Origin of the sequence: Marinobacter sp. CHS3-4 (assembly GCF_030053415.1) — a bacterium.
Taxonomy (GTDB): Bacteria; Pseudomonadota; Gammaproteobacteria; order Pseudomonadales; family Oleiphilaceae; genus Marinobacter.
This window is the reverse complement of record NZ_JASGBJ010000002.1, coordinates 988,415-1,001,640: the sequence shown is the minus strand read 5'-3', so window position 1 is coordinate 1,001,640 and position 13,226 is coordinate 988,415. Positions and strand designations below refer to the sequence as shown.

Sequence of the window (13,226 nt, the reverse complement as noted above, 5' to 3'; positions counted from 1 at the left end):
TCGTAACTGATTAAAATCGAGTCCAGTGTCATGAACCTTATAGAAAATTATGATCGCCGGTGACAAGAATTAATTTCTCAGCACGTACTGCTGGTTGTATTCGGCGATCAATTCTTCGACACGTCCGTCCTGGACCAGTTTGTAGAGTTTGTCGGCGACTGCCTCTCGGAAATCGAAGTTATTGCAGGGAGACTTTTTCGGGAAGGTAAAAAAAAGTCCCTCTGAGCTGATGGGTGGCTCAAGCGCGGTGAATTGACCCTCTTTTCCTTCCCGGGCCAGTTTTGCCTGGCCTTGGAGCTTTTCATAAAGCACGTAATCCACGCGGCCTGCCTGAGCCATCAGAAAAGACTGCCTGATTGATCGAACCGGAACGATATTCAGGTTTTCGTCGGCGTAGCGGTCAAAGTTCTGGCCAAAGCTGTTGTCGATAAGCGTGCTACCGGTTTTACCCAGCAGGTCAGGCCAGTGACGGTAAAGGAACTCCTGACCAGCCGGCACCCATACCGTGGTCGGAAGCTGCAGGATGGGCGGCAGAATGTAATCCATGTAGGTGAAGCGTTCACTGGTCATGAAAGCGCCAGCCACCATGTCCAGTTCGCCGGCCCGGGCCTGGTGTTGAACCCTTGCCCAGCTACCGACATGACGCACCTCGACGGTCACACCCATTGGCTCCACAATTTCTTTTAGCAAGGCAGGAACGACACCGATCAGGCTGCCGGGATCATCACGATCCTGCCAGAGCAGTGGGGGGTATTCCGGGTTGCCGCTCACCACGAGATTCTTGCAGCGAATCTCGGCCATTGCCGTGGTGAACGTGATAAAAAAGAAGCCTGCTGACCAACTCATCAGAGCAATCAGGCGTTTTGAAAGCTGGTACATCTGTGAGGTGCACGCTGCCGGAGTCAACATTGTCCTGCTTATGTCCCATAGAAACACTGGCCGCAAGCGCCAGCATTCTGATGCCTCTTGACAAGTATGGTCTACCGCAAGCACAAAAAAAAGCGTGACCGGTTCCGGCCACGCTTTGTTTCCTGGTGAAGTGTGAGCGATCAGGCCACGTCGAAGCGGTCCGCGTTCATCACTTTGGTCCAGGCTGCGACGAAGTCGTTGACAAACTTCTCTTCGCTGTCGTCCTGGGCATACACCTCTGCATATGCTCGCAGGATCGAGTTGGAACCGAACACCAGGTCAACACGGGTCGCGGTGAACTTGGTATTGCCGCTCTTGCGATCCACGATGTTGTAGGAGTTCTTGCCAGTGGGCTCCCAACGGTTTGCCATGTCGGTGAGGTTCACAAAGAAATCGTTGGTCAACTGGCCAACGCGATCCGTGAACACGCCGTGCTTGGTGTCGCCGAAGTTGGTACCTAATACCCGCATGCCACCGAGCAGAACTGTCATCTCAGGTGCGGTCAGGCCCATCAGCTGAGCACGGTCCAGAAGCATTTCTTCCGGCTTGACCACATAGTCCTTCTTCTGCCAGTTACGGAAGCCATCGGCCAGCGGCTCCAGCGGCTCGAACGACTCTGCGTCTGTCTGGGCGTCGGTGGCGTCGCCACGACCCTTCAGGAACGGCACGTGTAAGTCATGGCCGGCGGCTTTGGCGGCTTTCTCAATGCCCAGGTTACCGCCCAGAACGATGACGTCAGCAACGCTGGCACCCGTGTCGGCGGAAATCTTCTCGTAGACCTTGAGAACCTTGGCCAGACGGTCAGGCTCGTTGCCTTCCCAGTCTTTCTGCGGTGCCAGGCGAATGCGCGCACCGTTGGCACCACCGCGCATGTCTGAACCACGATAGGTACGGGCACTGTCCCAGGCAGTGGTGATCAATTCGTTGAGGCTGAGGCCTGCTTCTTCGATCTTTTCTTTAACCACTTCCTCGATGTAGTTGGTCTCACCCTGAGGAACCGGATCCTGCCAGATCAGGTCTTCATCAGGTACATCCGGGCCGATGTAACGGGCTTTCGGGCCCATGTCACGGTGCGTCAGCTTGAACCAGGCGCGGGCGAAGCAATCCTGAAAGTAGGCCGGATCGGCCATGAACTTTTCGCAGATCGCGCGGTACTTCGGGTCGACCTTCATCGCCATGTCGGCGTCGGTCATCATCGGCCTGACGCGCGTTTTCATGTCGGTCGGGTCAACCGGCATGTGCTCTTCTTTGATGTCGATCGGTTCATACTGGTTGGCACCGGCCGGACTCTTGGTGAGCTGCCACTCGTAACCGAACAACAGGTCAAAATAACCCATATCGAATTTGGTCGGGTTGGTGGTCCAGGCGCCTTCAATACCAGAGGTCACCGCATTTGTGGCTTTGCCATCCAGGTTGGGGTTCATCCAGCCGAAACCCTGGGTTTCGACATCAGAGCCTTCCGGCTCTGGACCAAGCGCCTCTGCATCACCGTTACCATGTGCCTTACCGACGGTATGACCGCCAGCCGTCAGGGCGGCAGTTTCCTCGTCGTTCATTGCCATGCGAGCAAAGGTGGTGCGAATCTGCTCCGCCGTCTTTTGAGGATCGGGGTTACCGTTCACACCTTCGGGGTTGACGTAGATCAGACCCATTTGAACGGCGGCCAGCGGGTTCTCCATGGTGTCGGGCTTGTTGACGTCTTCGTAACGACTATCTGACGGGGCCAGCCACTCTTTTTCCGCACCCCAGTAAATGTCTTCCTCGGGGTGCCATATATCGGCGCGGCCATAGGAGAAGCCGAAAGTTTTCAGGCCCATGGATTCATAGGCAATGTTGCCAGCCAGAATGAACAGGTCGGCCCAGCTGATCTTTTTGCCATACTTCTTTTTAAGGGGCCAAAGCAGGCGGCGCGCCTTGTCCAGGTTCCCGTTGTCTGGCCAGGAGTTAAGTGGAGCAAAACGCTGGTTGCCGGTTCCGGCACCACCACGACCGTCCGCCAGGCGATACGTACCAGCCGCGTGCCATGCCAGACGAATCATCAAGCCACCATAATGACCCCAGTCAGCAGGCCACCAGTCCTGGCTGTTGGTCAACAGGTCGTGCATGTCTTTTTCAAGGGCTTCGTAGTCGAGCTTTTTGACTTCTTCCCGATAGTCAAAATCATCGCCCATCGGGTTGGATTTGGTGTCGTGCTGATGAAGGATTTCGAGATTCAGATTTTCCGGCCACCACGCCTTCACATCTCCGTGTTCTTGCGTGTTTGAGCCGTGCATTACCGGGCATTTTCCGGCGCTATCGTTACCGCCCATAACTCTCTCCGATCTTGATTGGTTGTTTTGAACTACCTATCTCAGACGTCGATTGCAGGTTTGGGTCAACGCCGTTACAGAGCACGCTATGCACTTAATCTGGACGTTCACCGCTGAGATATTTCAGTTATAGCAGTGGGTCGCGATTGTCACAATTTAGTTTTAGTCACCAGTCCTATAGCCTATATTTATCGTTGTCGACTTTTCAGGTAGCGCAAGGAGGTACGGTGGAACCAGCCTGAGTGGTTCAGGCTACCGATGAAATTTAGTTGCTAACTCACGTTTTTGCCACTGGCGCTCAGGCTTGTTTGAGAGTATTCAAAAGCGATTCTGGTGCCCAGGGCCGGGGGTTTTGTTCCTGTTCATGCATCAATTCCACCAGTTTTTGATTAACCGGCGCCTTCAAACCCAAGGATTCGGCGAGTTTGACGACTTCGCCATTGATCCAGTCGATTTCTGTGGGACGCCCGGCCTGAAGGTCTTCCCACATGGATGACCTGGCTACCGGGTCAATGGTCAGCATCTGTTTGGCCACTCGGGTAAAAATCCAGTTGGGTGCAGACATCAGGACCGGAATCAGCGCGTTGGGGAGTCCGGTCAGCTTAACGGTTGGAATGCCCGCCTGTTTGAGTAGTCTGAGTGTTTCTTTCTGCGCCATCGCCAGTGCCAGGCGGTAGTCACGCTGGGAGAGTTCTTCCAGAAGGGGGACGCCGGAGAGCGCGTTAACGGGGTTATTCAGGTTCAACAAAAGCTTGGACCACATGACGGATTCAATGTCGTCTCGCAGTTCCAGTGGCAGGCCTGCGTTGTTGAACCAGGGCAGGGCGGGTTCCAGGGCCGGATCCGCCGCCGCCATCAGATGACCTTCAGTGCCCTGGTGAAAATGCCCGGGTGATTGCTGCAGCACATTGAATGGCACCATGCCAGCGATCACTGTGGCTTCTGGCATAGTGTCACGCAGCCGCTCGGCATTGGAGATGCCGTTTTGAAAACTGACAACGGGAACGCCGGGTTTTACGAAGGGCGCCAATGCTTCCCCGGCCTCTCGAGTGGCCGCAGACTTGACCGTGACTAGCACAAGGTCTGTCTCCGCAGCGGCGTCAGCAGACGTCGTGTACTGATCGCCGGTGAGGCTCTGTCCACTTTCAAAACCCTCGTAATCGGTCACCTTGAGGGGATGGCTTTGGAAGGTCTCCTGCATTCGGGGGCGACCAATCATGGTGACATCGGCACCGGCGGACATCAGACGGCCGCCGATGTAGCAACCAATACTGCCAGCGCCGAAGATGGCGATTTTTATCGGATTTGTTTGCATGAGTGATCTCCGGCATCGTATTGATTTATGGTTGTTTGACTTTCAACTGCCAGCACCCGAATTGGGTGCCAGCTTATGAAATTCTCAACGGGTTGTCGTTCGCATGATAGACGGAGGGGCTATGTCCAACAGTAAAACGGTTGTCATTTCAGGTGCCAATAGAGGCATTGGTCTGGAGCTTAGCAAGCTGTACGCCGAGAGGGGATGGTCTGTCATAGGTGTTTGTCGTGAAAGCTCCAGTGAGTTGGATGCGATTGCGACTCGTGTGATCGATGGCGTCGATGTCACCACTGATGAGGGCATAAAGACGCTCGTCAGCGGGCTTGCGGATACATCAATCGATCTGCTGATCAATAACGCTGGCCTGCTTCAGGATGAGAAACTGGGCAGCATCGATTTCGATTCGATTCGAACGCAGATGGAAATCAACGCCTACGCGCCTTTGCGAGTAGCTGAGGCGCTTGTGGCAAAGATTCCGGAAGGTGGAAAAATCGCCAACATCACCAGCCGAATGGGGTCAATTGCTGATAACGATTCGGGAGGTCGTTATGGTTATCGGGCGTCCAAAGCGGCATTGAATGCCTTTGGAAAATCCCTGGCGATGGACCTGAAACCCCGAGGTATTGCCGTTGCGCAGTTACATCCGGGCTATGTTAAAACGCGCATGGTAAATTTTGGCGGTCTGATTTCGCCGGAAGAATCCGCGAAAGGTTTGGCCGCGCGAATTGATGCCCTTGATCTGCAGAACACCGGCAGCTTCTGGCACAGCAACGGAGAAGAGCTGCCCTGGTAGGGGGCGGCTTTTACGGTGCCTCAGGATACTAGAAAAATATCGACGGCGGCTGCCCTGGGCTTCCAGGGCAGCATTGCCGTTGTCGGCGCTCTTGCGGTCTGGTTGCTGGGCGTCGATGCGTTGACTAGCCAGCATGGATGGGCCGTTGATGCCGGTTTGGGGATTGCTGGCAGCCTCGTCACCTTTGTAGCGCTCAGCGGCCTATCGCGGGCGGCCGGCCCCATGCAGGATCTGCTGTCCGAGCACATGCGCCAATTGCAATCCTTTGCCAACGATTACGGTTGGTGGGTACTTGCTGCGCTGTCGTTGCTTGCGGGCGTGGGGGAAGAACTACTTTTCCGGGGCGCCTTGCAAGGCTGGATGACTCGTCACCTCAATGACGCGTTTGCCATCGTTCTTGCGGCAATGGCCTTTGGCCTGGTGCACTACCTGTCTTTCGTTTACTTTTTGATTGCCACCGGGCTGGGGCTTGTTCTGGGTATCGTCTATTGGCTGACGGACAGCCTGTTACTGGTGATGGTGTGGCACGGTGTGTACGATATGATCGCGCTTTACGCACTGCGGCGGCACCCTGAAAGATTCGGCATCCATTGATTCAAGAGGCAATTCCTGATGAAAGACAAATTCATCAAACTGTTCTGGCCCATCCTTTGTTTTTTTGAAAAAGGAGGCAGTTCGGAGGGTTACCGTCCTTCCCATCGCAAGATTCTGTTCGCCGTGGGCTTCCTGTTCTTCGTGCTGTCCATGGCGACCCTGTTTTTCGTGATGATCACCGGCACCTTTGGCGCTCTGTTTCCCGTTGTGGTCTTTTTCGTAATCAGTCTGGTGTGCGCCGTGGTGGCCGTGCTGGGCAGCGACAGCGCTGTTGCACGTATCTGGGGTAATCAGAAGTCCGGTGAATGAATAACTGTGGTTTATGTAGGTAAATCAGCAAAATTGATTCGCGGAATAACCAGACTGTTCCCATAATCAGGTCACTACAAAGATAACAACCGGTGGTGATCCATAATGGCTGAACGACAAGAATTGCCGGGCTGGCGATGGGGCCCGTTTACCTTCCGACTTCCCTTCTATCACACCAAACTGTGCATGTCCGAGTTCCTCCAGGGGCTGCTGGTGTCGGCGGCCACCGGTCTGGCGCTGGTGCCTGTGATGACGGCCTATTTCGGATTCAGTTTTGAAGAAGCCGTTGCGTTATCCATGGTTCATGCCTTCCTGATCGCCTCGGCTGTGATCGTGTTTGGCGAGCCCTATGCTGGTGGCTGGATCACCCCGGCACTGCCGCTGATTCTGGCCTTTGTGATCGGGGGCTATGAAGACCCTTCCAGCCGATTTCAGGCCATGACGGCGCTTACCCTCGTATTTACCGCGTTGGTGTTTATGCTGGGTATAACGGGGCTGGGGCGACGATTTGTTATTTGGCTGCCAGATACCTTGAAAGCTGGCATTATTCTGGGCGCCTCGATCGCTGCCCTGAAGCGTGTGTTCATCGACGACGCGGACAAATTCCTTCTTGAACAACCGATTGCCACCACGCTGGCCTGTGCGGTTTGCCTGATTTTTACCTTCTCCATCCCCATGCAGAAACTGAAAGCGCGAAATCGCTTTTTCATGATGCTCGGGGCTCTCGGATTATTGCCCGGCTTTCTGATCGCGGCCGCGGTAGGCCCGTTTGTCGGCGAAGTGTCTTTCGATATTCAGTGGGGATTCATGATCCCGCCAATTGGTGAGGCGTTTGCCAAAGCATCGCCTTTGGTCAATGGCTGGCCGACCATGGAAATGATTGCCCAGAGTGTGCCATTGGCGTTGATCGCTTACATCATTCTGTTTGGCGACATCGTCACCGGCAACGAAGTGCTGCGCGACGGTATGGCGGCGCGTAAAGACGAGCACATCGACATTAACCTGAACCGCACCCACTTTTCGCTGGCCATCCGCAACGGAGTCATGGCGATTCTGGCGCCCTTCTTCCCGACACAGGGCGCAGTGTGGACAGGCGTCCACGTGATTGTCGTGCAACGTTGGAAGCAGGGTCCGGCAGCCATGAACAGTCTGCACAGCGGCATGGCGTCCTACTATTTGATGGGGTTGCCGTTCATTTACTTCCTGGTACCGCTGCTGACCGGGCTCAAGCCGCTATTGGGCATCGCGCTGTCCCTCACGCTGGTGCTGACCGGCTTTGCCTGCGCCTACATAGCCATGTCCATTCCGCGGGAGAACGCTTCCCGAGGTACGGTCGTGCTGATCGGTGCGTCCCTGGCATTCTTTGAGCCCTGGATTGGCCTGTTGATCGGCGTGATTGCCACCTTGGGCCTGGTAGGTTGGGACCGAAGCGAGGATCCGATTCCCCATGACTGATTCAGACGGGCATAATGGAGCACAACGAAGTTTCTAATGGATAGTTATGTTAAGGATCTCGAGTTCTGTCACCCTGGGTGACTGGGAAATCGATCTGTCACAGATTCGCGCGCAGGGTGCTGGCGGGCAGAACGTCAACAAGGTGGCGTCTGCCGTGCACCTGCGCTTTGATATTCCCAACTCCAGCCTGCCGCCGTTCTATAAGGAGCGGTTGATGAAGCTCTCGGACCAGCGCATCAGTAAAGAGGGGGTGATTGTGATCAAGGCGCAGTCTTTTCGCACCCTCGAGCTGAACCGGGAAGACGCTCTGGAGAGGCTTCGGGAACTCATTCAGAGTGCGGCACGACAACAAAAGGCCCGCCGACCGACTCGTCCCACGAAAGCCTCTAAACGCCGTCGACTGGATAGCAAAACCCAGAAAGGAAAAACCAAGGCCCTGCGTGGTAAGGTCAAGATCTGATGGAAGGAGTGCTGCCATGCAGATAGCCTACCGCGCTCGCGATATTGCGGAAGCCCACATCGTTGCTGGCATGTTGCACGCGCAGGGAATCGAGACCCATGTGGGTGGTCATTACCTGCAAGGTGCCATGGGTGAAATCGGAGCCGCCGGTTTCACCAATGTGCACGTCGAGGACGACGATTACCCGAAAGCCCGTGATCTGATCGCTCAGTATGAGGCCAATCAACCAGATGAACCTTCTGCCAAAGACGTCACTGACCGGGCTGACCGCTACGCCATCGGCTTTCTGCTGGTGATTGCGATCCTGGTGGCCATTTTTCTGGGTGCGCTGTAATGGGTTGGCTCTGGCTTTGACGGATCGTTGCCCGGTGTGCGAACAGGGGCAGCCGTCTCTGTTTCAGACGATAAAGTCCATTCGTTACAACCGTTGCCCTGTGTGCATGGCGACCCTGATGGCACCCGAGTGTCGACTGAATTCCGACGATGAGCGCGCGGTCTATGCGCTTCACAACAACGACCCGCACGATTCCGGCTACCGTCGCTTTCTCTCCCGACTGACCGGGCCACTTGAGGCTCGCGTACCGACCGGTTCCAGAGGGCTGGACTTCGGCTGTGGCCCGGGCCCCGCCCTGGCGACCATGCTGGAAGAAGCCGGTATGGTGATGTCCTTGTACGATCCCTACTTCTATCCGGATACCACGCCGCTGGAGCGACAGTACGATTTTGTGACCTGCACGGAAGTGGTGGAGCATCTGCATCAGCCGGCACAGGTTTTTCGTCAGTTGGATGACTTGATCAAGCCCGGTGGCTGGCTGGGGATCATGACCTGTTTTCAGACCGAGGACAGCCGATTTGCCAATTGGCATTATCGGCGCGATCCCACTCATGTGGTGTTTTATCGCCAATCCACCTTGCAGTGGCTGGCCGACCAATACCGTTGGACGCTGGAGGTGCCGGCCAAGGATGTTGCGCTGTTTCAGAAGCTCAAAACGTAGATAGCCCCGTCGCTTCCATGAACCGGTATTGCCAGTAACGTACCCGGGAATGATCTGCCCAGGCTTTGTATGGCAAGCTCATCACAGCGGGATTTCCAGGGCCGTTGTTCCACTGCTCTTCAAAGAACAGGTCGGCCTTGGCTATGGTGGGGTGGCTTCGATAGGCCAGAACCTGCACATCGGTTTCAAGGTTCAGGTCGTCGAGATTGCGCCGGGTGAAGTTGGCCGACCCGAGCAGCATACTGGCCTGTCCATCCCGATCTTGCCGCAAAAGCAGCTTGCTATGGCATTGCTCGCCCCGCGTATTGCACCAGCGTACGTCTACGCCATTGTTATGTAGTTCCATGGCGGCCTGACGGTTCGGGACGCCGCTTTTCTCCCGACCGAAGGCGTCGTGGTTGGCGTCCAGCAGTACTCGTACATGAACACCTCGGCGGCTGGCTTTGATCAGGCTGGTCAAAATGCCCCGATGAGATAGATAGAACATTGCCAAATCAAGTTGATCACCCGATTCCGCCATTGTGACCATTTCCAGAGTGGCATCGCGGATGGCTGATTCCGTCAGGATCTGGATACGGGCATCCGAGGCTTCCGCGGTTTCCGAGATTTCGCCCAATGCGTTATCGACAGCCTGTGTTGGTGCACCAGACATCACCAGAACGGCCCGCTCGCTTCGCAGCAGATCCGCCACCGCCGGGCCCTGAAAGCTCAATCCGATGTTGCTGTGCTGGCTGCTGCCATCGTGAGGGTTGGCGGAAGAGACCAGAGCCCTGAAGTGGTTCTGCTGATCGGCGATCAGAACTTTGCGATGGTTCGCTTTGAAGTTGAGCAGGCTTAAATAGCTGCGGAGAGTAACCGGCTCATCGCCGATCGGGTTGGGTAGCCAGCCGGATTGCGCCGAATTGCCAAACCACTGACAGCACAGGCGCCAGAGTGCGGACCAGGTAGGGTTGCTGTCCCGAAGTGGTGTCAGTCGGGTCTCGATAACGGGAATGCCGGCAGACTCGAGGCGCTGGAAGTGTTCTGATTCCACGCCACCGTACAAGGTATTCAGCGGATCTGTAATAACCATTGCCTGAAGTGCAGGGAAGGCCTCTTTCTGTCTGATCAGAGCATCCGTCAGCTGATCGGCCAGCGGGCGACTTTTGAGGTGAGTATCGCCGTTAGGGCGTTTGCGGTCTTCGCCACTGCCCCCCGTGCTGTTGTACAGAAACATGTCGACCAGAATGAACTGATGGGCAGAACCAATCATTTTCAGTGCGTGGTCAAAGATCTCATGATTCAATCGCGGCGCTTCATTGCCGAAATGAAGGGTACGGTCGGTCAGCAGTCGAGGCTCTATCAGCGGATGCATCGAGCCTTCGTAGGCAATCCCTGTCGGGAGAGGTTTCAACGAGTGATAAAGGCCGGTTCCTACGATGAGCACCAACACCAGCCCAAAGAATAACTTAAGTGTCATTGTGAGGTTCCCGTTCCCAAAGCCGTTTCCCTTCAAATCCGAACTATACGTCAGCAAAGGCCTTACGTAAGTTACATACCCTTCATTCAGACGGGTTCCTGGTCATCTCGTGAATCGGTTCCCAGGTGAACAAACACTTACAAAAAAGGCGGTGCCTTGTTCTATCCCTCGGCTCCGCCAGTTTCTAGACTGAAACCTGGCAAGAACCTGATATGGATCGCTGTGAATTCGCTACGTTTTGTTTTTCAGAGAATATTTAGCCTTCGGTTGCTGGTGGTGGTTGCTGCCGTCGTGCTTGCCATCACTGGGGATGCCCTGCCTGTCGTGAGTTATGTGGACCGGCTGCTGCTCAGTGTTCTGGGTGATACTTCCGGTGGTGCGTCCGGGGCAGTCTTGAATATTATTCAGCCCAGCGCCGTGGCAGAGGTTATCGATGCACGGGGACTGAGGGAGCCCGCTTGGTCTGCTGCAGCGATACGCGGTTCACTCATGGCCGTGGCCCTATTTCTGGTGCTGGCGGTGCCAAGGTTGGGCGGGGCCGTGGCGTTTCCGCTGGTTCTGCTTCTGGCGGGTGGTATTGTGGTGCTGCAATCAGCGCTGATGTTCTATCAGAGCGCCTGGCTGCCCCTTGGTGAAGTGGTCACCTTACTGGTGGCAGGCTACCTGTTGATGCTGTTCTGGCTTCAGCCTCACCGAACCATCGAAGAATTGACCCGGAATGTGGTGGATGCACGTTCGCGACTGAGCAAGTTGCTGTTGCGCCAGGGCAACCCGGACGATGCGCTGGAAGTGCTGGCGGATTGTCCGCCTGACGAGACCATTCTGGAACTTCAATACGACATCGCGATCACTCAGGAACGCAAACGCCAGTACGACAAAGCCACCGAAACCTTCCGCCAGATCGTGTCTGCCAGGCGCTCCTATCGCGACGCCACCAAACGTCTGGCGGCGCTGGAATCCATGGCGGCAGAGACAGGAGCGGTGGGTGGTGCTGGTTTCGATAGCACCCGTACTCTGGTACTGCCGGAACAGAGCGTAAGCCGTCCGACGTTGGGGCGCTACGAAATTGAGCGGGAAATCGGTCGTGGCGCCATGGGCGTGGTGTATCTGGGTAAAGACCCCAAAATTGCCCGCACAGTGGCAATCAAAACGCTGAGTTACGATGCCTTTGACGCCTCGGAGCTCAATGACCTCAAGTCCCGCTTTTTTCGTGAAGCAGAGGCTGCGGGACGTTTGAGCCATCCGGCTATCGTGACGGTGTATGACGTCGGAGAGGAAGCGGACCTGGCTTTCATTGCCATGGATTATGCCCAGGGCCGTCCGCTGAGCGACTACGGTAAGCCGGGCCGGCTTCTGCCGCTCAACACCGTGCTGGCCATTATGGCCAGCGTTGCTGATGCCCTGGATTACGCCCACCGGCAGAACATCATTCATCGCGACATCAAACCCGGTAACATCATCTACAATCCGGATAGCGGCGATATCAAGATTACCGACTTTGGCATTGCCAAGATATCCGACGACTCCCGGACTCGCACCGGCAGCGTGATGGGCAGTCCTCTGTATATGTCGCCAGAGCAGTTGAAGGGTCAGAAAGTGACCGGAGCATCGGATACTTACAGCCTCGGGATCACGCTCTATAAACTGGTGTCTGGCGAAACGCCGTTCCAGGGCGATACCCTGGCTGCATTAACCTACCAGATTCTGAACAAGCGTCCACGCAGCGTGCGGGAGTTCAATAAAGAGCTGCCCAACGGCGTCGTGAGGCTGATCAACAAAGCCATTCAGCGTGAACCTGACAAACGTTTTGCCAATGCCGCCACCATGGCCGAGGCATTGCGTCGACAGGCCACCCGGGAAACCGAGGAGGTAAGCTGATGCATTTGCAAGCGGCAGGCCAGACCGATATTGGCTGCGTAAGAAGCGCCAATCAGGATGCCATAGACTGGTTGATCGACAGTGCCTCTGGTCAGGCGCTCCTGATCGTCGCCGATGGCATGGGCGGTTACCAGGGCGGTGAGGTCGCCAGTCGCATTGCGGTTGACACCGTGATGGAGTTACTGGGCCCCGCCATCAAGAAAGCCGAGGCAGAAAGCCAGCATTCGTCCCGGGAACGGTTGATGCAATCGGCCCTGGATCAGGCCAGCGAGCGAATCGATGCGCGAAAACGTCAGGAGCCAAATCTGGACAAGATGGGCACAACGATTGTGATTGCCTGGGTGCACGGTCAGCAGGCGTCCTTGGCCCATATTGGTGATTCCCGCTGTTATCGGTATCGCGATGGCGGCCTCACATGCCTGACGCGGGACGATACCGTGGTTCAGAACATGGTAGAAGATGGCAGCATACGGGAAGAAGAAGTTCCCAACGTGCCTTTTCGCAATGTTCTTACCCGCGCGCTGGGTGCGTCTGATGCTACCGCTACCCTGGCAGAAGTGAGATTGGAACCGGGCGACAGACTGTTGCTTTGTTCTGATGGCTTGACCGGGGCTCTGGAAGAAGAGCTCTGGCCTGAAGTAATTGATCGTTCAGCGTCGGTGCACCTGGCGGTAAGAGCGCTGGTAACCGAGAGCCTGGAAAAACAGGCGAAAGACAATGTGTCTGTTGTGTTATTGGCGGCAGAATGAA

General features: G+C 55.8%; 13 protein-coding genes. 9 read left to right on the top strand and 4 right to left on the bottom strand.

The genetic code is table 11. The annotated features are described in order from the left end of the window. Nucleotides 1-69: 69 nt before the first annotated feature. The 3 genes from QLQ17_RS12505 to QLQ17_RS12495 form a co-directional block, all read right to left on the bottom strand. Nucleotides 70-846, bottom strand: coding sequence for a substrate-binding periplasmic protein (locus QLQ17_RS12505; RefSeq protein WP_283209911.1), 777 nt, complete (start codon nucleotides 844-846; stop codon nucleotides 70-72). A gap of 203 nt (nucleotides 847-1,049) precedes the next feature. Further along, nucleotides 1,050-3,218: a catalase/peroxidase HPI gene (gene katG, locus QLQ17_RS12500; RefSeq protein WP_283209910.1), complete on the bottom strand. Its 2,169-nt coding sequence runs from the start codon at nucleotides 3,216-3,218 to the stop codon at nucleotides 1,050-1,052. 298 nt (nucleotides 3,219-3,516) lie between these two features. Next, complete coding sequence (locus QLQ17_RS12495; RefSeq protein ID WP_283209909.1) at nucleotides 3,517-4,533, bottom strand: 2-dehydropantoate 2-reductase; 1,017 nt, start codon at nucleotides 4,531-4,533, stop codon at nucleotides 3,517-3,519. A 121-nt stretch (nucleotides 4,534-4,654) separates the two neighbouring features. Between QLQ17_RS12495 and QLQ17_RS12490 the strand changes: the two genes are divergently transcribed. The 7 genes from QLQ17_RS12490 (at nucleotide 4,655) to QLQ17_RS12460 (ending at nucleotide 9,139) form a co-directional block, all read left to right on the top strand. After that, complete coding sequence (locus tag QLQ17_RS12490) at nucleotides 4,655-5,326, top strand: SDR family oxidoreductase (protein ID WP_283209908.1); 672 nt, start codon at nucleotides 4,655-4,657, stop codon at nucleotides 5,324-5,326. Between the two features lie 15 nt (nucleotides 5,327-5,341). Then, nucleotides 5,342-5,920, top strand: coding sequence for a CPBP family intramembrane glutamic endopeptidase (locus QLQ17_RS12485; protein ID WP_283209907.1), 579 nt, complete (start codon nucleotides 5,342-5,344; stop codon nucleotides 5,918-5,920). Between the two features lie 18 nt (nucleotides 5,921-5,938). Next, nucleotides 5,939-6,229, top strand: a complete 291-nt coding sequence (locus tag QLQ17_RS12480) for a DUF2721 domain-containing protein (protein ID WP_283209906.1) — start codon at nucleotides 5,939-5,941, stop codon at nucleotides 6,227-6,229. A 105-nt stretch (nucleotides 6,230-6,334) separates the two neighbouring features. Then, complete coding sequence (locus QLQ17_RS12475) at nucleotides 6,335-7,684, top strand: hypothetical protein (protein ID WP_283209905.1); 1,350 nt, start codon at nucleotides 6,335-6,337, stop codon at nucleotides 7,682-7,684. 46 nt (nucleotides 7,685-7,730) lie between these two features. Then, complete coding sequence (arfB, locus tag QLQ17_RS12470) at nucleotides 7,731-8,144, top strand: alternative ribosome rescue aminoacyl-tRNA hydrolase ArfB (protein WP_283209904.1); 414 nt, start codon at nucleotides 7,731-7,733, stop codon at nucleotides 8,142-8,144. A gap of 16 nt (nucleotides 8,145-8,160) precedes the next feature. Next, nucleotides 8,161-8,478: a putative signal transducing protein gene (locus QLQ17_RS12465; RefSeq protein ID WP_283209903.1), complete on the top strand. Its 318-nt coding sequence runs from the start codon at nucleotides 8,161-8,163 to the stop codon at nucleotides 8,476-8,478. 4 nt (nucleotides 8,479-8,482) lie between these two features. Beyond that, nucleotides 8,483-9,139: a class I SAM-dependent methyltransferase gene (locus QLQ17_RS12460; RefSeq protein ID WP_502867378.1), complete on the top strand. Its 657-nt coding sequence runs from the start codon at nucleotides 8,483-8,485 to the stop codon at nucleotides 9,137-9,139. Here QLQ17_RS12460 and QLQ17_RS12455 read toward each other — a convergent pair. Further along, a complete protein-coding gene (locus QLQ17_RS12455) occupies nucleotides 9,129-10,598 on the bottom strand; it encodes a phospholipase D family protein (protein WP_283209901.1) in 1,470 nt (489 codons plus the stop codon). The two genes, QLQ17_RS12460 and QLQ17_RS12455, sit on opposite strands and share 11 nt — an antisense overlap. 222 nt (nucleotides 10,599-10,820) lie before the next feature. Here QLQ17_RS12455 and QLQ17_RS12450 point away from each other — a divergent pair, with 222 nt between their 5' ends. Then, nucleotides 10,821-12,476: a serine/threonine-protein kinase gene (locus QLQ17_RS12450; protein WP_283209900.1), complete on the top strand. Its 1,656-nt coding sequence runs from the start codon at nucleotides 10,821-10,823 to the stop codon at nucleotides 12,474-12,476. After that, complete coding sequence (locus QLQ17_RS12445; RefSeq protein ID WP_283209899.1) at nucleotides 12,476-13,225, top strand: PP2C family protein-serine/threonine phosphatase; 750 nt, start codon at nucleotides 12,476-12,478, stop codon at nucleotides 13,223-13,225. The genes QLQ17_RS12450 and QLQ17_RS12445 overlap by 1 nt, the downstream gene beginning before the upstream one ends. The last annotated feature ends 1 nt before the right edge of the window (nucleotide 13,226 follow it).